The 19703-nt window shown below is 40.1% G+C and carries 21 protein-coding genes and 1 pseudogene; 12 read left to right on the top strand and 10 right to left on the bottom strand.

All coding sequences use genetic code 11. From position 1 onward, the window contains the following. Positions 1–25: 25 nt before the first annotated feature. Together KZC02_RS11695 and KZC02_RS11690 are read right to left on the bottom strand one after the other, a co-directional pair. On the bottom strand, positions 26–634 hold the full coding sequence (locus KZC02_RS11695) for a 2,3-diphosphoglycerate-dependent phosphoglycerate mutase (protein WP_221394263.1): 609 nt from the start codon (positions 632–634) through the stop codon (positions 26–28). Positions 635–702: 68 nt separating this feature from the next. Then, on the bottom strand, positions 703–1491 hold the full coding sequence (locus KZC02_RS11690) for an SDR family oxidoreductase (RefSeq protein WP_221394262.1): 789 nt from the start codon (positions 1489–1491) through the stop codon (positions 703–705). 326 nt (positions 1492–1817) lie between these two features. On the opposite strand from KZC02_RS11690, the gene purH reads away from it, so the two are divergent. The 4 genes and pseudogenes from purH to KZC02_RS11670 all read left to right on the top strand — a co-directional run bounded on the left by purH (position 1818) and on the right by KZC02_RS11670 (position 6092). Then, positions 1818–3293, top strand: a complete 1476-nt coding sequence (purH, locus tag KZC02_RS11685; protein ID WP_229254196.1) for a bifunctional phosphoribosylaminoimidazolecarboxamide formyltransferase/IMP cyclohydrolase — start codon at positions 1818–1820, stop codon at positions 3291–3293. A gap of 150 nt (positions 3294–3443) precedes the next feature. Beyond that, on the top strand, positions 3444–3830 hold the full coding sequence (locus tag KZC02_RS11680) for a hypothetical protein (protein WP_221394261.1): 387 nt from the start codon (positions 3444–3446) through the stop codon (positions 3828–3830). A gap of 17 nt (positions 3831–3847) precedes the next feature. Next, entirely contained in the window at positions 3848–4306 is a 459-nt protein-coding gene (locus KZC02_RS11675) for a hypothetical protein (RefSeq protein WP_221394260.1), read from the top strand. 167 nt (positions 4307–4473) lie between these two features. Then, positions 4474–6092 (top strand): annotated as a pseudogene (locus KZC02_RS11670) (sodium/sugar symporter). Positions 6093–6171: 79 nt separating this feature from the next. Here KZC02_RS11670 and KZC02_RS11665 read toward each other — a convergent pair. Together KZC02_RS11665 and KZC02_RS11660 are read right to left on the bottom strand one after the other, a co-directional pair. Continuing rightward, a complete protein-coding gene (locus tag KZC02_RS11665; RefSeq protein ID WP_221394259.1) occupies positions 6172–6618 on the bottom strand; it encodes a peptidylprolyl isomerase in 447 nt (148 codons plus the stop codon). 129 nt (positions 6619–6747) lie between these two features. Then, complete coding sequence (locus KZC02_RS11660; protein ID WP_229254194.1) at positions 6748–7497, bottom strand: lytic transglycosylase domain-containing protein; 750 nt, start codon at positions 7495–7497, stop codon at positions 6748–6750. 535 nt (positions 7498–8032) lie between these two features. On the opposite strand from KZC02_RS11660, the gene glp reads away from it, so the two are divergent. The 6 genes from glp (at position 8033) to KZC02_RS11630 (ending at position 12571) form a co-directional block, all read left to right on the top strand. After that, complete coding sequence (gene glp / locus KZC02_RS11655; protein WP_221394257.1) at positions 8033–9223, top strand: gephyrin-like molybdotransferase Glp; 1191 nt, start codon at positions 8033–8035, stop codon at positions 9221–9223. Positions 9224–9250: 27 nt separating this feature from the next. Beyond that, positions 9251–9409, top strand: a complete 159-nt coding sequence (locus KZC02_RS11650; RefSeq protein WP_229254192.1) for a MoaD/ThiS family protein — start codon at positions 9251–9253, stop codon at positions 9407–9409. A 114-nt stretch (positions 9410–9523) separates the two neighbouring features. Further along, a complete protein-coding gene (locus KZC02_RS11645) occupies positions 9524–9970 on the top strand; it encodes a molybdenum cofactor biosynthesis protein MoaE (RefSeq protein ID WP_221394256.1) in 447 nt (148 codons plus the stop codon). Positions 9971–10044: 74 nt separating this feature from the next. Beyond that, positions 10045–10950, top strand: a complete 906-nt coding sequence (gene moaCB / locus KZC02_RS11640) for a bifunctional molybdenum cofactor biosynthesis protein MoaC/MoaB (RefSeq protein WP_221394255.1) — start codon at positions 10045–10047, stop codon at positions 10948–10950. Between the two features lie 95 nt (positions 10951–11045). Further along, a complete protein-coding gene (gene moaA / locus KZC02_RS11635) occupies positions 11046–12038 on the top strand; it encodes a GTP 3',8-cyclase MoaA (RefSeq protein ID WP_221394254.1) in 993 nt (330 codons plus the stop codon). A gap of 116 nt (positions 12039–12154) precedes the next feature. Continuing rightward, a complete protein-coding gene (locus KZC02_RS11630) occupies positions 12155–12571 on the top strand; it encodes a hypothetical protein (RefSeq protein WP_221394253.1) in 417 nt (138 codons plus the stop codon). A 116-nt stretch (positions 12572–12687) separates the two neighbouring features. Here the strand turns inward: KZC02_RS11630 and KZC02_RS11625 are convergent, their stop codons facing one another. The 3 genes from KZC02_RS11625 to KZC02_RS11615 all read right to left on the bottom strand — a co-directional run bounded on the left by KZC02_RS11625 (position 12688) and on the right by KZC02_RS11615 (position 14578). Next, positions 12688–13140, bottom strand: a complete 453-nt coding sequence (locus KZC02_RS11625; RefSeq protein WP_221394252.1) for an RES family NAD+ phosphorylase — start codon at positions 13138–13140, stop codon at positions 12688–12690. Between the two features lie 2 nt (positions 13141–13142). Next, the gene (locus tag KZC02_RS11620; protein ID WP_221394251.1) at positions 13143–13574 is read right to left on the bottom strand and encodes an antitoxin Xre/MbcA/ParS toxin-binding domain-containing protein; all 432 of its coding nucleotides are present in this window, start codon (positions 13572–13574) and stop codon (positions 13143–13145) included. A gap of 77 nt (positions 13575–13651) precedes the next feature. Continuing rightward, positions 13652–14578: an alpha/beta hydrolase gene (locus KZC02_RS11615; protein ID WP_221394250.1), complete on the bottom strand. Its 927-nt coding sequence runs from the start codon at positions 14576–14578 to the stop codon at positions 13652–13654. A gap of 135 nt (positions 14579–14713) precedes the next feature. Here KZC02_RS11615 and KZC02_RS11610 point away from each other — a divergent pair, with 135 nt between their 5' ends. Beyond that, a complete protein-coding gene (locus KZC02_RS11610; RefSeq protein ID WP_221394249.1) occupies positions 14714–14998 on the top strand; it encodes a putative quinol monooxygenase in 285 nt (94 codons plus the stop codon). Positions 14999–15056: 58 nt separating this feature from the next. Here KZC02_RS11610 and KZC02_RS11605 read toward each other — a convergent pair whose 3' ends face one another. Further along, a complete protein-coding gene (locus tag KZC02_RS11605) occupies positions 15057–15647 on the bottom strand; it encodes a hypothetical protein (protein WP_221394248.1) in 591 nt (196 codons plus the stop codon). Between the two features lie 110 nt (positions 15648–15757). Here KZC02_RS11605 and KZC02_RS11600 point away from each other — a divergent pair, with 110 nt between their 5' ends. Further along, positions 15758–18835, top strand: coding sequence for a PVC-type heme-binding CxxCH protein (locus KZC02_RS11600; RefSeq protein WP_221394247.1), 3078 nt, complete (start codon positions 15758–15760; stop codon positions 18833–18835). 55 nt (positions 18836–18890) lie between these two features. Here the strand turns inward: KZC02_RS11600 and KZC02_RS11595 are convergent, their stop codons facing one another. Beyond that, complete coding sequence (locus KZC02_RS11595) at positions 18891–19307, bottom strand: hypothetical protein (protein WP_221394246.1); 417 nt, start codon at positions 19305–19307, stop codon at positions 18891–18893. A 35-nt stretch (positions 19308–19342) separates the two neighbouring features. Next, the gene (locus KZC02_RS11590; protein ID WP_221394245.1) at positions 19343–19528 is read right to left on the bottom strand and encodes a hypothetical protein; all 186 of its coding nucleotides are present in this window, start codon (positions 19526–19528) and stop codon (positions 19343–19345) included. Positions 19529–19703: the final 175 nt, after the last annotated feature.

Raw genomic sequence — 19703 nt, 5'->3', positions numbered from 1 at the left:
TCTTGTAAACATGTTTTTGATTAATTCAATGAACATAAGTAGCTCTTGTAAGAAACATCCCCGAGTCAAACTCGTACAATCTCGGAACGCCGGTTGCCAGATTTACATCTGCAATATTTTGCTCACTGATCTTTTCCAGATACATCATCAGAGCGCGCAAACTATTTCCGTGAGCTACAATAAGAATATTTTTGTTTTCTTTCAATTTAGGTTCAATTTCTTTCAGATAATAAGGTACAACCCGGTCGTATGTATCTTTAAGGCTTTCGCCATGCGGAGGAATAATGTCATAACTTCTTCGCCAGGACAGAACCTGTGCTTCTCCGTATTTTTTAATCATTTCAAGCTTATCCAGGCCTTGCAGGTCACCATAGCTTCGTTCATTTAAAGCGGGAGTTTTAGTGACAGGAAGCAAAACCCTGTCAATTTCTTTCAGCACTATTGATAAGGTATGTATGGCTCTTTTTAATACTGAAGTGAATGCTTCGTCCAATGGATATCTTTTAATTAGCCTGCCTGCATTCTGTGCCTCTATTTCTCCGTTAGGTGTAAGTTCAATATCAGTACTGCCGGTAAAGCGGTTTTCCAGATTCCATTCAGACTGACCGTGTCTGATTATGATTAAATTGGGCATATAGGAGTTTTATATCGCGTAAGTGAAATATTTAAAACCGGAATCGCACTTGGTTGGCGCTAACCGGATTACATACTTTCGGTTTTTCCACCATCAACGGGTAAATTAATTCCACTGATACTTGCCGCCGCCGGACTGCATAAAAAAGCAACTGCCGCTGCCACTTCTTCCGCCTCGCTAAATCTGCGGATTGGGATGGAAGCCTGCATTTGTTCGGCTGTTTCTTCTTTCGATTTGCCTGAGGATAGGCTTCTCATTTCCAATACAGCATCCAGCCTTGAAGTTTTTGTGAAACCAGGCAGAACATTATTGGAAGTGATACCAAACTGTCCCAGTTCCAGTGACAAAGTTTTAGACCAGCTTGATACCGCGCCACGAATTGTATTGGATACACCCAATCCAATAATCGGTTGTTTTACAGAAGTACTGATAATATTAACAATACGGCCAAAGCCTGCTTTTTTCATAGATGGAACTACGGATTGTGCCAGAAACTGGTTATTGACCACATGCATCTGAAAAGTCCTGATAAATTGCTCGGTTTCCGCTTCAATGATTGGACCGCCGGAAGGGCCGCCGGTGTTATTAACTAAAATATGTACATCCGGGCATAAACGGAGATAATTTTCAATCGCCTCTTTTACATTTTCATGATTTGAAAAATCGGCCACTACATAGCGGTGTAGTTGTCCGGATGAATGATCGAGCTCTTCCACCGTTTCTCTTAATTTTTCCTCATTTCTGGCTACAAGCGTAACATTTGCTCCTAATAATGCCAATTCTATTGCCGTAGCTTTTCCTATACCTTGTGTACTGCCGCATACCAAAGCCGTTTTTCCTGTCAGATCCAGATTCATATTTTAAATTTCAGAATTGTATTTATTTTAATGTACGTTACAAACTTCATACCTCCCTGTTTTTCACATCGCACGGCTCTTTATCTTTCTTTAAACTGTTTTTACTTTGAACTGTTTACTTCAAAGGCTTCCCACTTCGTACTTTTTTAATCTATCTTTGCGGTTTATTTTTTGAAAGAAGACGGGATTTTCAAATTTGGGATAAAGTCATTTTTGAATTTAAATTCCACATTTTCATGATCTTATCTAAAATCGTATAATCGAACAATGTCTAAAAAATCCAATCCGCACTTATATCTGTTTACTATAAGGATGGACTTGAACCTTTGGTTCGTCTCCTGCACGAAAATGGTGTAAAACTTTATTCAACAGGAGGTACTCAAACATTTATTGAAAACCTTCAGATTCCGGTAACGGCGGCAGAAGAACTTACAGGTTATCCTTCTATTTTCGGAGGCCGGGTTAAAACGTTACATCCTGCCATCATGGGAGGAATATTGTACCGTCGTGATGATGCCGGTGATGTAGCTCAGGCTGAGCAATATAACATTCCTGCTATTGATCTGGTAATCGTTGACTTATACCCTTTTGAAGAAACTTTGGCTTCGGGTGCTTCTGAGGAAGATATTATTGAAAAAATAGATATTGGCGGTATTTCCCTGATCAGAGCTACTGCGAAAAATTTCAAAGATACTCTGATTGTTTCTTCAAGAAGCCAGTATGCTGATATTGTTGATTTATTGTCAGCGAAAAGCGGAGCAACAGATCTGGAAGACCGCCGGAAATATGCCGGAGAAGCTTTCGCTGTTTCATCTCATTATGATGGCGCGATTAACAGCTTTTTTATATCAAAAGAAGCAGCAGCAGATGCGGCACTTTATGATTTTCAAAAGCTTCCTTCTCAAACGTTACGTTATGGTGAAAACCCACATCAAAGTGCGACTTACTTCGGTGATCTGGAAGGTATTTTCGAAAAACTGCATGGCAAAGAATTGTCCTATAATAATTTAGTTGATGTGGATGCTTGTGTAAGCCTGATTGATGAGTTCGAAGGGGCTAATCCGACTTTTGCTATTATCAAACATACTAATGCCTGTGGCATTGCGACGGCAGCAACTGCAAAAGAAGCCTATGATAATGCTCTTGCCTGCGATCCTGTTTCTGCATTTGGCGGCGTTGTGATCACGAATACAAAAGTAGATCTGGCAACAGCAGAGGAATTGAATAAATTATTCATGGAAATCCTGATTGCTCCGGAATACGAAGATGCTGCGTTGGCTCTGCTGCAATCCAAGAAAAACAGGATACTGTTAAAACGTAATGAGGTTGATCTTCCTAAAATTATGTTCAAAACCATATTGAACGGCGTTTTAGTGCAGGATAAAGATCTGGCTATGGAAACAGCTGCGCAGTTTACAACGGTTACGGACAAAACACCAACCGAGAATGAGTTGAAAGCGCTGGAATTTGCGATGAAAGTTTGTAAACATACCAAATCCAATACGATCGTATTTGCCAAAGAAAATCAACTGCTGGCAAGCGGAACCGGGCAAACTTCACGTGTTGATGCGTTGCGTCAGGCTATTGACAAAGCCAATGCTTTTGGATTTGACCTGAAAGGTTCAGTAATGGCTTCCGATGCATTTTTCCCTTTCCCTGATTGTGTGGAAATAGCGCATTTGGCTGGGATCACTGCTGTTGTTCAGCCAGGAGGATCAATACGTGACAAAGATTCGATTGCATACTGTAATGCAAACGGTGTTGCAATGGTAACTACCGGAATCCGCCACTTTAAACATTAATTTTGGGGAGGGTTTTTGCCACGGATACACAAATGTTCACGAATTTTTTTCTATATATTCGTGAACACTTGTGTATTCGTGGCATCTCCATTCTTATTATAAAATCCGCCTCGAATTATCATAGTAATTCCTGGCTAAAATCTCTTCCGCTTGAAAACTAACAATCCGGTCATTAAATATGCTAAGCATCTTTTGATCGGATTGTCAGTAATTACTATAAGTTTTATTATCCTTTACCCGCAGCTGTTCAGTTGTGAGACCATCCGTTTTACCGGATTCCGGAAATTACAGGAAAATATTTTTGTAAGTCCGGATATTCAATCTGCACATTTTAAGCAAATAAAAAGAGTTGTTCAAAGCGCAGAAATGCGGATAGATTCTTTTTATTCAGGAAAAAATCCAAACCTGATATTATTATCTGCAGTAATCCCGAGCAGTATCAAAAATATTGTAACAGTACCGAAGGAGCAGGTTGCAGCCTGGGAACACCCTGGGGAAGTTCTTTCATTATTCTCAACATACAGGATCTGGACGTGAATGTAACCAGTCACGAAATGAGCCATACTGAACTTCTGAAACGATTAGGCTGGTGGAAAATCACTACGCAGGTGCCGCAGTGGTTTAATGAAGGAATCGCATTGATGCTGGATAATAGATTTGTCAGCAATCCGGATCGTATAGGAAAATATATTGATTACATGGACGAATGGCTTTATTACACCCGTGGCGGACAGGAAATACTGGAGCTGGAAAATATTCAGTCAGTAAAAGGATTTTTTAACGGGAATCAGCAATATGTGATGCTGGCATATATGACATCTGGTTTGGAAGTTTCTTATTGGCTGATCTTCGCCGGAAATAACGGATTTGAAATATTTTTAGATCAAATGAACCAGGGCAGTTCTTTTTCAGAATCGTATCATAGAACAGAGCAAACAAGTCATTTTAAACGATCCAAACGATTACCGGTAAATCCGCTGCGGCTTCCCGATTCTGATAAAACAGATAAGTAAAGTAGCCTGATTGCAGACTTCTATACCAGTTTACAGATAAAATATTCGTTATAATCTGAAATATCGTATGTAACCAAATAAGAGTGGTTGTACTATTTTCCGAAAATAGTGTACCTTTCGACTTAAACTGATAATGCTTATCCTATCATCCAATTCTAAGATTTGAAATGCAACAATTACAAACTCTGGATTACATCGTTTTCTTCTTTTATTTTATTCTGGTTTCAGGATACGGTTACTGGATCTACCAGCGGAAAAAAACTACTACTGAATCTACAAAAGACTTTTTTTAGCCGAGGGGTCACTCACCTGGTGGGCGATCGGAGCATCGTTAATCGCTTCCAATATCTCCGCCGAGCAATTTATCGGTATGTCAGGAAATGGTTTTTCCATGGGGCTTGGTATTTCCACCTATGAGTGGATGGCAGCTGCAACACTGATCATCGTTGCAGTTTTTTTTATGCCTATTTACCTCAAAAATAAAATTTATACGATGCCTCAGTTTTTGAGTCAGCGTTATAATCCGACGGTTAGCTTAATTATGGCCGTTTTCTGGCTTGCATTATATATTCTGGTCAATCTTACTTCTATCCTTTATCTTGGAGCACTGGCAGTGTCAGGTATTTCCGGGCTGGATTTCCAGTTTTGTATGATCGCACTGGCGGTTTTTGCTATTATCATTACGATCGGAGGTATGAAAGTAATCGGCTTCACAGACGTTATTCAGGTTTTCTTCCTGGTAATTGGTGGATTGGCTACAACTTACCTTGCTATTAATCTTGTTTCAGGAGAATCGGGGATTGATGGGGTAATGGCCGGAATTAAAATGATGCGTTCCAATCATGATGACCATTTTCACATGATATTTCACAAAACCAGCCCATTTTATATGCAGTTACCTGGCTTAACTGTATTGCTTGGAGGTATGTGGATTGTGAACCTTAACTATTGGGGTTGTAATCAATATATTACGCAGCGTGCTTTGGGAGCCGATCTGAAAACTGCACGTAACGGTATCCTGTTTGCTGCACTTCTTAAACTTTTAATGCCAGTTATCGTTGTACTTCCCGGTATTGCAGCTTACGCATTATATAGTAAGGGTCTTTTCCAGTCGGAAATGTTAGGACCCGATGGAACAATTAATCCTGATAAAGCATATCCGGTATTACTAAATTTACTCCCTGCCGGATTAAAAGGTTTGTCGTTTGCAGCACTTACAGCCGCTGTTGTTGCCTCACTTGCAGGAAAAGCGAATAGTATTTCAACGATTTTTACACTGGATATTTTTAGAAAATATATGGGTAAAAATGCGGATGAAAAATCGCTGGTAAGAACGGGCCGGATTGTGGTTGTAGTGGCTATGATTCTTGCTATTGTTGTGTCGCCCTATATGGGAATCGATAAAAAAGGAGGTTTTCAGTTTATACAGGAAATGACAGGTTTGCTTTCTCCGGGGATCTTTGCTTCGTTTATTATGGGCTTTTTCTGGAAACGGACTAACTCAGCCGGAGCATTATTTGCAATTGTAGGCGGGTTTATTATTGCGCTTGGTATGCACAATAACTATCTGCCTTTCGCAGACTGGACACAGGTTCCGTTCCTGGATCGTATGGGACTGGTATTCCTGATTTGTGTGGCAGTGATGATTGTTCTTGGATTGGTACTTCCGGACGAAAAGAAAGGTTTGGAAATCGATTCGTCTATGTTTGTTCCTCATCGTGCTTTTATTATCGGTGCAACCGGCGTTATTGCTATGATCGCTTTCTTATACAGTCATTTCTGGTAAAATTTATTTGAGTTATTTATAAACGGAAACGGCCAGGAAAATTTTCCGGGCCGTTTCCGTTTATAAATAAAAGAGGCTTTTACGCAACTTCTTCTTCAATAATAGTAATCTTTTGAATATGGTCTCCCTGACGAAGCAGGTCAACTGTATCTACGCCTTCAACCACTTTGCCAAAGCATGTATGGTTGCCATCCAAATGTGCTGTGTTGTTACGGCTGTGGCAAATAAAGAACTGGGAACCACCGGTGTCACGCCCTGCGTGAGCCATAGAAAGCACTCCGCGGTCGTGATATTGATTTCCGCCTTTCAATTCACATTTAATTGTATAACCCGGACCTCCGCGACCTGTTCCGGTTGGATCTCCGCCTTGAACCATAAAATCAGGAATTACACGGTGAAAAATCAGTCCGTCGTAAAAACCTTTTTTTGAAAGATCAACAAAGTTTTTCACTGCGATAGGAGCATCCTGATCGTAAAATTCGATCAGCATTGTTCCTTTATCTGTGATCATTTCTGCTTTTGTCATGTCAGTAAAACAAATTTGAGATAAAATATAAATAGTAATATCCATATACATGCATATATGGATACACTTATGCAAAGAAAAGCATATAAAGCCTTTCCTTACTACTAACGTAAAATAAACTTATCTGATTTACGAATCTGAATCAAGTTTTGCCAATACTTTTGGCTCTTCTTCCACTATCGGAAGATTCTTTTTGTCAAAATCGATTTCAGCCAAACGATTTACAACCTGTCCGCTGCCCCATTCACGGCTTCTTTCAGGATTGGAAAACCACTCTTTTACTGCAATAAGTTTATAAATGTATTTTGAAGTTTCAGCGTTAAGTTTTAGCTTGAAGTAGTCATCTTTATTTTGAGAATCCATACGATCCTGAATACGCTGAGGGCCTGCATTATAGGCCGCTGCAACAAGTGTCCAGGAACCAAGCTGGCGATGTAGCCGGCGGAGATATTTACCGGCGGCATGAGTAGATTTTGTCAGATGATTTCTATCATCCTGGGTTTCGTTAACTACCAGTCCGAGTGACTTGGCTGTTGATGGCATAAACTGCCAGTAACCTCCTGCTCCTTTATGAGATGTGGACTCATTGGCCATAGCACTCTCAATAATAGGCAAATATTTGAAATCGGCTGGTACTCCGTACTTTTTAAGGATTGGTTCTATAATCCGCATCCTTTGTTTAGTCTTTGTCATCAGCTTACGAAATGTAGGATTATCGTAATTCCTGATCATGTTTTGGTATCGCTGGGCAATGCGAAGCTCGGATAATGGTACGGCCTCGCCACAGAAGTCAATAGCAAGAAGATCTGAGTTGATGGTTTTAGTTTCTTTCAGTTCTTTCTTTTCCACCTTCACCTCGGGCATGGATAATTTCCCCATAACGGCGATTGAGAAGGTAACAAAGATTAGTCGAATCATGCATATATAATTTCGTGAAACATATTTTTAGGTGGTCTTCCATTACAGTCGTTTTCCACACAGTTTGGCCGTCAGATTTGGCTTCCCATAGTGCGAAGATAACGGTATAGAATAAATAATGTTTCATTTTTGTATAAAAATCTGATTTACAGGCATTTCTAAGATTGGATATTTGTACTAATTTAAGATGTGCAAATTTTGGTAATTTTTAGAAATGCAATACATTTTGTTTGATTCTGATGACGTAAGGGAATAAACACCTGGAATAATGGATAATTGCAAAATAGTTATATTTCAACATTTATATGATTATTCCTTGAATTCAGTATTTTGAAAATTAATTATACACTGATAATCAATGTGTTATGTTTATTTAGTATTGATTTTTTTATAAAATCGCTTAAATTTCTATGTTTTTGGTATTTATCCGGTAAAGTCCAAATATGTGGTTTGGTTATTTTGATGTGTTAACTTGCAATCAAAATCTGATAAATATATGGTTACTGTTCAGGAAGCGAAACAAGAAATCATGGCTAATACTGAGCTGTTGCCTACTGAAATCAGAGGTACACAGGCAGCATTAAATTTTGTTCTGGCAGGAGATGTTTTGGCACCTTTGTCGTTACCATCATTCCGGCAATCGTCGATGGATGGGTTCGCGATTGATCACTCGGATATTACTCAGGCAGGAGTTTCTTTGAATATCATTAATGAATCCAAAGCCGGAGAACCCGAAAAACAAATACTGGCCAAAGGTGAGGCGATCAGGATATTTACAGGCGCGCCGGTTCCGGATGGGGCTACCGCTGTTATTATGCAGGAGCATACTTTAAAGGAAAATGGCAGGGTTGTCATTCATGAATATCCGGTCAATGCGGGTACTAATGTTCGTAATATCGGTCAGCAGATAAAAAAGGGAGCGGTAGCTTTGCCAGAAAATACTTTCCTTTCTCCCGGCAGTATTGGATTTCTGTTGGGTCTGAATGTGGAAAATGTAGAAGTGTATAAAAAACCAAAAGTGGGATTGCTGGTTACAGGTGATGAGCTGGTAAAAACGGGCCAGCCGATTGCACATGGGCAGATTTACGAATCTAATTCTGCAATGCTTGTTGCAGCATTACAGCAGGAAGGCATATTTGAAATTGAAGTCAGGTATGCGAAAGACGATTTGCAATCTACTATTGACGCATTACAGGAGCTTGCCGGGCAAAATGACCTGATCCTGGCAACTGGCGGAGTTTCAGTGGGTGATTATGATTTTGTTGGAAAAGCGCTGGAAGCCATTCAGGCGGTAACGATTTTTTATAAGGTTAAACAGAAGCCTGGAAAACCATTATTATTTGCAAAAAGAAAAGAAAAACTTTTTTTTGCGTTGCCAGGGAATCCGGCATCGTCATTAGTGTGTTATTATGAATACGTATTGCCGGCAATTAAAAAAATGTCAGGCAGAACTGATTGTTTTTTACGTTCGTTGCGTTTGCCTTCTAAAATTGCCTATTCTTTTAATGGTGAGCGGGATGAATTTTTAAAAGCATCGGTTACAAACGAAGAGGTAATTCCACTGGACGGCCAGGAATCATTTGCGTTGCGTTCTTTTGCGATTGCCAATGCTATTATTTATTTACCTGTTACACAAAATGTGGTTAAGCAAGGAGATTTAGTCGAGGTACATCTGTTGCCTTTTTAATACAAAGTTTTATTTAAAATCGATACCATGAGCATTCAAGTGATGTATTTTGGAATGCTGGCAGAAATAACGGGGCAGGCGAGCGAGTCCTGGCTAATCAATGATAACCTGACAGTAGGAGAATTCCGTACTCAGATTTGGGAGAAATATCCTGCAATGAGAGAAAAAAGTTCAAAATTGCAGTGAATAAACAGATATCGAACGATTTTCTGTTCATTCCCGAACAGGCAGAAATTGCTTTACTACCGCCTTTTGCAGGAGGTTGATTTTTTTTACACATTATATTCCTGGGTTACTTTGATGGATAAAATTCGGAAACCGAAAAAAGTATTTGTACAAGGGCCAATCAGTCCGGTTTTTGTTGGCGAATCTGTCGCCAGTCATCAGTCTAAAACCAATATAGGCGCGCATGCCATCTTTTTAGGCCAAATCCGGGCAGATCAGAAGGGCGATGGCATTGTTACCGGTATTGAATATTCAGCATACGAAGAGATGGCAGAACTGGCTTTTCATGAAATTCGTGAAACTGCTTTTGCAAAGTTTGAACTGACCTGTTTGCATATTTATCATAGCCTGGGTGTAGTACCGGTTGGCGAAATCAGTTTGTTTGTATTTGTGTCTTCCCCGCATCGCCGTGCCGCTTTTGAAGCTTCGGAATACATTGTAGAAGAGATTAAAGCCAACGTTCCTATTTTTGGTAAAGAATTGATTGGAAATGAGGGGTTTGTGTGGAAGGAAAATTTGTAGGGCTTTCGGCAATCAGCTTTCGGCTTTTTGATCTGATTCTTTCTTTAAATTATATTTAGATACCAAAACCTCTGATGGTTGATATAACGCATAAAACGAATACATTAAGAATAGCAACGGCGCAGGCAACTGTGCTGGTGAGTAAACCTGAAACAATAGAAGCGATTCAAAACAGGTCTGTACCGAAAGGGGATGTTTTTGAAATGGCCAAAGCGGCCGGTTTTCTTGCGGTAAAAAAAACACCGGATCTTTTACCGGATTGTCACCCGATTCCAATTGAATACACCGCCGTAAATTACAGGATTGAAGATTTGTCCGTCATCATTGAATTGACTGTCAAAACAATATATAAAACGGGTGTAGAAGTGGAAGCAATGCATGGCGCGTCTGTTGTGGCACTCACAATGTATGATATGCTCAAACCGATTGACAAGGGTGTTGAAATCAGGAATATTAAATTATTAGAGAAAAAAGGAGGTAAAAGTGATAGAAAAGCAATTCCTGAGAATTTGAAAACCGCGGTTATTGTTTGTTCCGATAGCATTTCCAGTGGTGCGGGAGAAGATAAATCAGGGCGAAAAATTATTGAGAAATTAAAGACGCTTAATATTGCTGTAAACGATTACAGTATTATTCCTGATGATAAAGAAACTATTCAGGAAAAAATTCAAAGCCTTACCAGCTTGTCTTACCAAATGATATTGGTGACCGGCGGAACCGGTTTGTCCAATCGTGATGTTACACCGGAAGCTGTCATTGAACTGATTGATCGTGAAATACCGGGAATAGCAGAAACGGCAAGGCAATATGGACAGGAACGCATACCAACCGCGATGCTTTCAAGGTCAGCAGCCGGATTGATCGGGAATACACTGGTAATTACAATGCCCGGAAGTACCGGAGGCGTTACTGAATATATAGATGCCCTTTTTCCGCAGGTGTTGCATGTTTTTAGTGTAATGGAAGGGAATAAGCATTAGTCGGGACCAGGCCGCCGATGCAGTTAAAATTTTAGAGTTTTAAGTATCTGCTGATCGAGCGTTATTAGTTGCTTATTGAATATTATTTGAGATACATGTCATTACCTATTGTTGATACATTTGGCCGTAAGCATACTTATCTGCGTATCTCGCTGACAGATAAGTGTAACCTGCGCTGTACTTATTGTATGCCGCAGGAAGACATGCAGTTTATGCCTGCCAAATGGCTGATGCAAACAGATGAAATAGAGGCATTGGCAAAGATATTTGTTGAAATGGGCGTCAATAAAATCCGATTAACCGGCGGAGAGCCATTGGTACGAAAGGATGCAGGGCAAATCATTTCAAGTCTGGGGAAATTACCGACTTCATTAACACTCACCACCAATGCCGTTTTTATTGATCAGTATCTGTCTGTATTAAAAGAAGCCGGAGTTGGATCACTTAATGTGAGTCTGGATACTTTAAAGGAAGAGCAGTTTAAAAGTATTACAAAACGCGATCATTTCGACAAAACGCTGGGCAATATCAGGCTGCTGTTATCAGAAGGTTTTGTAGTCAAGATTAATGTCGTCGTTATGAAGGGTGTGAATGATTCAGAGATTAATGATTTCGTGAGACTTACGCTTGATGAACCAAATTTACACGTTCGCTTTATAGAATTCATGCCATTTAATGGTAATCAGTGGGATATGTCTAAAATTGTATCCTACGCCGATCTTCTCTCAGGAATCAGTAAAGAATTTGAGTTTGAAGCATTACAGGGAGAATTGGAAGATACCGCAAATCGTTTTCAGGTAAAAGGAGGAGCAGGGACTTTCGGGATTATTGGTACAGTTACGCATCCGTTCTGTGCCGGGTGTAACCGTATCCGGCTCACGGCAGACGGAAAATTAAAAAACTGTCTTTTTGATACTACTGAGGTCGATTTGCTTACTCCTTTGCGTGCAGGAGAAGATGTTCGTCAGCTTGTTTATACGCATTTCTACAAGAAACACTTCAAATACGGAGGCCACGTTAATTTCACAGAAAAAGCGGCCAAATCCGATTATGAACAAAACCGCCGGATGATTGCAATTGGCGGGTAAAACCATTCAGCCTTTATTTTTTACCGTTCGTATAAACCATGCAACATGGCTTGCCGGGAAGGACTCTTTCGTAAAATCTTTAAATATTTTTTACAAAAAGTAACCTTCATATAGCCATGAAAAACGTAATGAAATCTGTAATTGCCGCTGCTTGCGGAGTTTTGTTGTTAAGTGCCAATGTTTCAGCAGCAATGGTTAAACCAAAGGCTGAATGCAAAAATAACACTTGTAATAATTTCCGGGTAGGTATGTACCGGGTCAAAAATACGGTCACTATGAACCTGCTGTTAGAGAAAATAAAAGGAGAACGTGTTGCTATTCGTTTACTTAATGATAAAGGTATTGTGATGCATGAAGAAATGGTAGGAAAGGCTATTGAAAAATACGGCCGGAAGCTGAATTTTTCAGAAGTACAGGATGGAAATTATACATTAGAAATATCAGACGAAAACGAAAAAATCGTTAAAAATATTAATCTGACAACAAACGAAGTTACTGAAACGGAAACACGTAATCTGGTAGCTATAAATTAATTGCGGCAGCATTACAGATTTTACAAAATCTGTAATGCTGTTTTTTTTAATTGCAGCTTTTTATTTCAAACAATCGAATTCTAAATTTCTCACCGCTGGCTAATGACTCGTCATGCTTAATTTTTTAGTCTTTTGTCAAAATGGATCGCCTCTGTATTTATCACTTTTGCCAAAGCATGCTGTGCGTGTAAAGGATTTAGCAAATAATTATATTCTGTCAGCGATTGGGCAGAAGGGACTTTCATGATCCAGTAAATACCTTCTTTAATCCAGGATTCTGTAAAATCAGACAATATGTTTGGATACGGGAATTGCCACCAGCCGGAAGGAAGTTCTTTGGAAGTAATTTCTTTAATCAGGGCCGTTTCCGGAATTTCAATAGTTACCAGAACCTGATTTTTAGGAATAACCGGCGTGTTTGCCAGTATCTCTAATTTTGCCAGCGAAATATATTCAGAAGTATAAAGTATTCTGGTCCCTTTATAGTGCCATCGCCCGCTTGTATACAAGCAGCCAGTTCCCTGAATATCATTAGAATATGTAGGATTTGTGATCCGGTATAACTGCATAGTTAAGAAAAAATCCCGTGCTCGATCCTGAACAAAACATTCAGGACTTCTTCACGGCCAATTGAAGATCCAAGAAGATCCAGAGGTTTTTTGTTTCCAAGGGCAAGAACGGGACTTTCGAGCCAGGTTTTAAAATCATGCTCATCTTCAAATACATCTACACCTTTGGCAATAATTTTGGAGAAATCGACTACTTTTTCACTTTCTCCTGCTGATAGTATGGATTTGTTTTTGATCCGTCGCTGAAACGTGCTTTCCGACAGATTAAGCATTTCGCTGAATTGTTTATTTGATAAATTGAGCCGTTTCTGAACCCTTTGTGCGATAGAGATCGGGAATCCTTTTTCAGTAATTTCTATAAACGACAAAAAGCTGTCAACGTTTTGGCTGAAAGCTTTTTGCCCGCCTAAAATATCAATTATCTGTGTTCTCATACTGTCAAATGATTGTAGTATTAAGGTCATTTGACAGTAAATTTAGCAAATAATTTTAATTTTCAAAACATATCTGATTATTTCGTATAGCCCATTGCTTTCAGCCAGCCTTCCATCGCAGCCGGCCAGTTGGCCAATGATCCTTTCCCTTCTGTACGAAAGCCATATCCGTGACCGCCAAGGGGGTAAAGATGCATTTCTGCTGAAATTTTAAGTTTTTTCAATGCCAGATAATATTCGATACTATTTTCAACTGGTACAGCTCCGTCATCTTCTGCATGTACCAGAAAAGCGGGTGGCGTTTTAGCGCTCACCTGTAATTCATTTGAATAATATTTGATCAGCTCATCCGACTTTTCGGGCCCTAATAAATTATCGCGTGAGCCGCCGTGCGAGATATTTGGCATGAAAGAAATAACAGGATACAAGAGAATGGAGAAATTCGGTTTGGCTTCTTCCGAAGCTTTTTCGCCCATATTATAATGTGTAGAAAGTGTTGCAGCCAAATGCCCTCCGGCGGAAAAACCCATTGCGCCAATTTTATCCTTATCAATATTCCATTTGCCTGCACTCTGGCGGATCAGTTTCATAGCCTGCATTGCATCCATTAACGGAACCTCGTGCTGATGTGTCATTGCCTTTTCATTGGGCAACCTGTATTTCAAAACAAAAGCCGAAATTCCGTGATCATTAAACCATTTGGCAAAATCACTGCCTTCGTGTGAAGCAGCCAGAATTCCATAACCGCCACCCGGACAAATCATAATAGCCGCTCCGGTAGCCTTTTCTTTTGGAGCGATATATGCCGTCATGGTCGGAACAGTTACACCGCTGATCCTCAAAATCCCGCTTGCATCCGTTTCAGATTTTTCATGAATGGTACTGCTTTTAAAATTTGGGACTTTGCCTTCCGGCCAGAGATTGATGGTTTCGGTTTGTGACATGGATTGAAATGAAATAGCCGACAGGCCCAAAGCGATAAGAATTGCTGATATTTTTTTCATTGATTGGTTTTCTTTTCCTCAAAAAGACACTGCAAGTTACAATTTACCCTGAAAAAAAATGTTCACTATTTTCTAACGATTTATCAAAGCTTTATAGTTTAATTATCTTTAAAAGCACATCAAACAGATTTATCCATGATCATCAGAATTGTAAGAATGACTTTTTCTCCTGAGAAAACAACGATGTTTCTTGATATTTTTAACCAATCCAAAAATGAGATTTTGGGGATGAAAGGATGTTTGTATCTGGAATTATGGCGTGACCTGCATGAACAAAATGTATTTGTTACGCACAGTCACTGGGACTCGGAAGAGGCATTGAATGATTACCGGAAATCAGAATATTTTGGAAAAGTATGGAAACAAACAAAAACCCTCTTCACAGAAAAAGCACTGGCGTTTTCAGTCGAAAGGGTTTAGGATAATTAGTTTAAACCGGGAGGCCGATTTAATAAAATAAATACAGTAATGAATGGATTTACAGTTTCGGAGGATTGATCATAATATGTGCACGGTGTGTTCCTGCGTCCATAATCCATGGCATTCCCGGCACGTCCGGTTTAAGTGGAAGTCCGGTGCTTTCAGCAGTTGCGTATGGAATGTAAACGACGTAGCGTAAATAACCATTTTTTAAAGTTCCTGCTGCTGCATCATAATTATCCTTTGTACCCGAAAGCACATAGAGTGTAGTTGGCTGTTCGGGCATTTTTAATTGGCCGCTTTTTACTTCTTTTTCACGAATATCAAAGATATCTTTCTGGCTTTTTCCTTCTTTGCTCAACACTCTGCCACGCTCCATAAAAGAATCAAGTGCAGCATGGTAGCAGGATACGCCGATATCTTCTTTTTTAGGGTCGTCGGCTAAACATACAAAATCATTGGTGCCTTTTCTGAGAATAGTAAACGAGCCGTCCGGTGCATATCCATACACTTTTGCATAGGACTGTTTGTCGGAAGGAGCCGCCAGTACAGCCGTTTTTATTTGAATATCAGCTGGTGGAATTACTGACTGCCCATAAGCCTGAGCAGAAGTGAAAATGGCGATAGCGTAAAAAAAAGTCTTGTTCATAATAGTAAATGACAGGTGGATTGTCTCTTATACTCTAAAATTAGTAATCTTTATTTAAGTATTGCTCAAATCCGGTTTTCGGGTTTGGTGACAATCATCCTAATCACCTCATGAACTTAAAAAAATCCTTCGGTCCGATTCTGACAGCCGGTTTGCTGATCGGCCTAACGACAGCTTTTTACCAGCGTACCAATCCAAGTACTTTTAGTGGTACCTCGCTGGATACGCTGTACAAAGACCTGACCGATGAGCAAAAAAGATCGTCACAGTATGCTGTTGCCGGATTGTCGGTAACAGAAGGACTGGAAGCTACCCTTTTTGCATCTGAACCTACTATTACAAATCCGACTAATATTGACGTAGACCATCTGGGCCGGGTTTGGGTTTGTGAAGCTTATAATTACCGTCCTGCCATCAATGGTAATCCGACTAAAAACGAAGGTGACCGTATTTTAATCATGGAAGATACAAACGGTGATGGCAAGTCGGACAAAACAACAGTTTTCTATCAGGGCAAAGAATTGAATTCGCCATTGGGGATTTGGGTAATGGGCAATAAGGTAATCGTTTCTCAAAGTCCGTATGTATGGCTTTTCACAGACGCTGATGGCGATGGCAAGGCCGATAAAAAGGAAGTGATATTTGAGGGCGTTGGCGGAGAACAGCATGATCATGGCATGCATGCATTTACATTCGGGCCGGACGGAAAACTGTATTTCAATTTTGGTAATGAAGGCGGGCACCTGCTGGACGGAAAAGGTAATCCTGTTTTGGGTAAAAACGGCCAGCCAATCGATTTTAAAAAACTCAGACAGGGAATGGTTTTTCGTTGTGACCCTGATTTTAAAAATATTGAAGTATTAGGAAATAATTTCCGGAACAATTATGAAGTGGCTGTGGACAGTTACGGAACCATGTGGCAGTCGGACAATGATGATGATGGAAACAAAGGTGTCCGGATTAACTATGTGATGCAGTATGGTAATTATGGTTATACGGATGAACTGACAGGGGCAGGATGGCGTGCAAACCGTACCAATGTAGAGGATTCTATTCCTTTCCGTCACTGGCATTTGAATGATCCAGGTGTTGTACCAAATTTATTACAGACCGGTTCGGGATCACCGACAGGCGTGGTCGTATACGAAGGCAGTTTATTGCCAAAATCGTTTTGGGGACAAATGATCCATTGCGAGCCGGGCCATAATGTGGTTCGCTCATATCCGGTTCAAAAATCAGGTGCAGGTTATACAGCTAAGATTGTGAATATCGTCGATGGAAAACGTGATCAGTGGTTCCGTCCTTCCGATGTTTGCGTAGCGCCAGATGGCTCGCTGATCGTTTCCGACTGGTATGATCCAGGTGTAGGCGGCCACCAGGCGGGAGACCAGAATAAAGGGCGTTTGTTCAGGATTGCTCCTGCAAATACGCCTTATAAAATTCCCAGAGCAGATTTTTCAAGTGTAGCAGGAGCAGTAGAAGCTTTACAAAGCCCGAATGTTTCGGTACGTTATCTGGCCTGGACTGCACTAGTGAAAATGGGGACAACTGCCGTACCGGAGCTGGAAAAGTTATATGAGAGTAAAAACCCGAGAATGCAGGCTCGCGCACTTTGGACATTATGTAATATTGATAAAAACAACACGGCTTATCTTGAAAAGGCATTTGGAGATAAAAATCCTGATATCCGCATAACAGCATTAAGAATCGTAACGCAGAATAAAAGCCAGGATCTGGTCAAATATGTTAGCTTGCTGGTCAACGATCCTGAGCCGCAGGTGCGGCGCGAATGTGCTTTGGCTATTCATGGAAGTAAACTGCCGGGAATTTCAAGCCTTTGGGTAAGGCTTGCGCAGCAGTATGACGGAAAAGACCGCTGGTATCTGGAAGCACTGGGAATTGGCGCAGAAGGACAATGGGATTCATTTTTCAAAGCCTGGGAAGCAGTTGCCGGTCCAAACCCGATCGAAAGCCAGGCGGGTAAAGATATCGTGTGGCGTTCAAGAAGTAAGGAATCAGTTACATTACTGGCATCGCTGGCGAGTAACCCGGATGTCGACCTGAAAAGCCGTCTGCGTTATTTCCGTGCATTTGATTTTAATCCCGGTGGAAAGGAAAAATCGGCGGCATTATTAAAAATCATGAAAGGAAAAGCAGCTAACCAGAATGAAATTAATGAACTGGCGCTTCGTCATTTGGATCCGGCTTTTGTCAAACAATCACCGGAGGCACAGGCTGCACTGAAAAAATTACTGGATGCATCTTACGGTACAGCCACTTACATGGAACTGGTATCACGTTATGAGCTCATTTCGGAAAACAACCGTTTGCTGCAACTGGCTTTGTCGCAGTCTTCTACCAATATCGGACGTCAGGCTGGTCAGCAATTACTGAAACAAGGCGGAACCACTTTGGTTTGGAATACTATAAAGGGAAAAGACGATGCAAAGGCAGAAGGAATGCTGGCATCGATCAAAGGTGTGGGAAGTAAAGAGTCATTGGGAATTCTGAAAAGTGTTGCTTTGGACAGCAAATATCCTGTCAATCTCAGAAGTGAAGCCGTGAAATCACTGGGCGGTACAATGAATGGTGAAGATGAGGTTCTGGTTTTATTGAAAGAGGGTAAAATTGCTGGTGAACTGAAAACTGCCGCAGTTCAGGGATTAAGCGGTGCGTGGCGCAAATCCGTAAAAATGGAAGCTACAAAGTATTTGGAAGGGTCTGCTTCTGCTGTGAAAAAGCATCCTGAGCTAAAAGAACTTGTTGGTATGAAAGGAAATGCAGTTAAAGGCAAAGAAGTGTTTGCCATGTATTGTTCGGTTTGTCATCAGGTAAATACAACAGGAATGGATTTCGGACCTAAGCTTTCGGAAATCGGCGGCAAATTACCAAAGGAAGCATTGTATGCAGCGATCTATGAACCAAGTGCAGGTATTGGTTTTGGTTATGAAGGTTTTGAAGTTACTTTCAAGGATGGTTCGACCGTATCGGGCATTGTTTCCAGCAAAACTGAAACGGATCTGATCCTGAAATTTCCTGGCGGATCTACCCAGGAATATAAAATGTCGCAAGTGAAATCAATGAAGCAAATGAAAGATTCTATGATGCCGGCCGGTCTTCAGGATGCCATGACCACTGACGAACTTGTGAACCTGGTAGAGTATATGAGCAGTTTGAAGAAGAAGTAATATGATTATTAAAGGGAGATTTGTGTAACCGATCTCCCTTTAATGTAATATATCTTCACTCTTTATATGGTACTGCCTTAATCAGTCTTAAATTATTAAGCTGACCAATATTTAATATATTTTCTCTCGGTATAATTTTCCTGTTAATCCAGTTGTTTATTATCATCGTATTTTTTAACCCAAAACGCCTGCAATATTCCTTCATTGTAACCCACTCACTTAACGGATATTTTTGTCCGTCTATTTCAATTGACACATCCTGGTTTTCAAATGTGGCAATGAGCTCTGATGCCTTTTGACGTGTTTGAACGGCTTCCAGCATAATTTCATCTGCTTTTTGCCTTATTGCTTTCCTTATATCATTTCGTTCTTCTTCGGTCGCTAATGCAAAATAATCCAAGCAGGCTTTACTTGCAGCATCATAGTCACTAATCGTAATTGCGTCTTTTAATTTCTTAATTAAATTTTCCATTGTGAGTGTTTTGGCAAAGTATTAAACTGAAATTTCTAAAGTAGTTTAAGTATTTCTTTAAGTTTTTGTATTGATTCATCGATTTCCCTTATTTCATCAAGAATATTATTTAAAATATTATTATTAATTGCACCAATAGCATCCAAATTATGCAATGTGGTTTTTAGCCTTGCCTTTCTAATCAAATGTTCAGCGATGAGCTGCTTAATTTTTTCTTTCACGTTTAGGAAAGCACTTTTGTAGATGAAGATTTCATAAACTTACTATTGTTTTGTTATATAACAAAATAATGGTAAGTTTGTGAAATAATTATTTATTATTTTAAGATTGAATTTAATGAATATGTCAGGATGCCATGACCACTGACGAACTTGTGAACCTTGTGGAGTATATGAG

Source organism: Dyadobacter sp. NIV53, from assembly GCF_019711195.1.
GTDB lineage: Bacteria > Bacteroidota > Bacteroidia > Cytophagales > Spirosomataceae > Dyadobacter.
This window is presented reverse-complemented; position numbering and strand designations above follow the sequence as displayed.

Excerpts from the sequence above, each read along its gene's own strand:
- KZC02_RS11695 (WP_221394263.1), bottom strand. The coding sequence starts at position 634 with ATGCCCAATTTAATCATAATCAGACACGGTCAGTCTGAATGGAATCTG.
- KZC02_RS11690 (WP_221394262.1), bottom strand. The coding sequence starts at position 1,491 with ATGAATCTGGATCTGACAGGAAAAACGGCTTTGGTATGCGGCAGTACA.
- KZC02_RS11675 (WP_221394260.1), top strand. The coding sequence starts at position 3,848 with ATGAGCCATACTGAACTTCTGAAACGATTAGGCTGGTGGAAAATCACT.
- KZC02_RS11665 (WP_221394259.1), bottom strand. The coding sequence starts at position 6,618 with ATGACAAAAGCAGAAATGATCACAGATAAAGGAACAATGCTGATCGAA.
- KZC02_RS11660 (WP_229254194.1), bottom strand. The coding sequence starts at position 7,497 with ATGGGGAAATTATCCATGCCCGAGGTGAAGGTGGAAAAGAAAGAACTG.
- glp (WP_221394257.1), top strand. The coding sequence starts at position 8,033 with ATGGTTACTGTTCAGGAAGCGAAACAAGAAATCATGGCTAATACTGAG.
- KZC02_RS11650 (WP_229254192.1), top strand. The coding sequence starts at position 9,251 with ATGAGCATTCAAGTGATGTATTTTGGAATGCTGGCAGAAATAACGGGG.
- KZC02_RS11645 (WP_221394256.1), top strand. The coding sequence starts at position 9,524 with ATGGATAAAATTCGGAAACCGAAAAAAGTATTTGTACAAGGGCCAATC.
- moaCB (WP_221394255.1), top strand. The coding sequence starts at position 10,045 with ATGGTTGATATAACGCATAAAACGAATACATTAAGAATAGCAACGGCG.
- moaA (WP_221394254.1), top strand. The coding sequence starts at position 11,046 with ATGTCATTACCTATTGTTGATACATTTGGCCGTAAGCATACTTATCTG.
- KZC02_RS11630 (WP_221394253.1), top strand. The coding sequence starts at position 12,155 with ATGAAAAACGTAATGAAATCTGTAATTGCCGCTGCTTGCGGAGTTTTG.
- KZC02_RS11625 (WP_221394252.1), bottom strand. The coding sequence starts at position 13,140 with ATGCAGTTATACCGGATCACAAATCCTACATATTCTAATGATATTCAG.
- KZC02_RS11620 (WP_221394251.1), bottom strand. The coding sequence starts at position 13,574 with ATGAGAACACAGATAATTGATATTTTAGGCGGGCAAAAAGCTTTCAGC.
- KZC02_RS11615 (WP_221394250.1), bottom strand. The coding sequence starts at position 14,578 with ATGAAAAAAATATCAGCAATTCTTATCGCTTTGGGCCTGTCGGCTATT.
- KZC02_RS11610 (WP_221394249.1), top strand. The coding sequence starts at position 14,714 with ATGATCATCAGAATTGTAAGAATGACTTTTTCTCCTGAGAAAACAACG.
- KZC02_RS11605 (WP_221394248.1), bottom strand. The coding sequence starts at position 15,647 with ATGAACAAGACTTTTTTTTACGCTATCGCCATTTTCACTTCTGCTCAG.
- KZC02_RS11600 (WP_221394247.1), top strand. The coding sequence starts at position 15,758 with ATGAACTTAAAAAAATCCTTCGGTCCGATTCTGACAGCCGGTTTGCTG.
- KZC02_RS11595 (WP_221394246.1), bottom strand. The coding sequence starts at position 19,307 with ATGGAAAATTTAATTAAGAAATTAAAAGACGCAATTACGATTAGTGAC.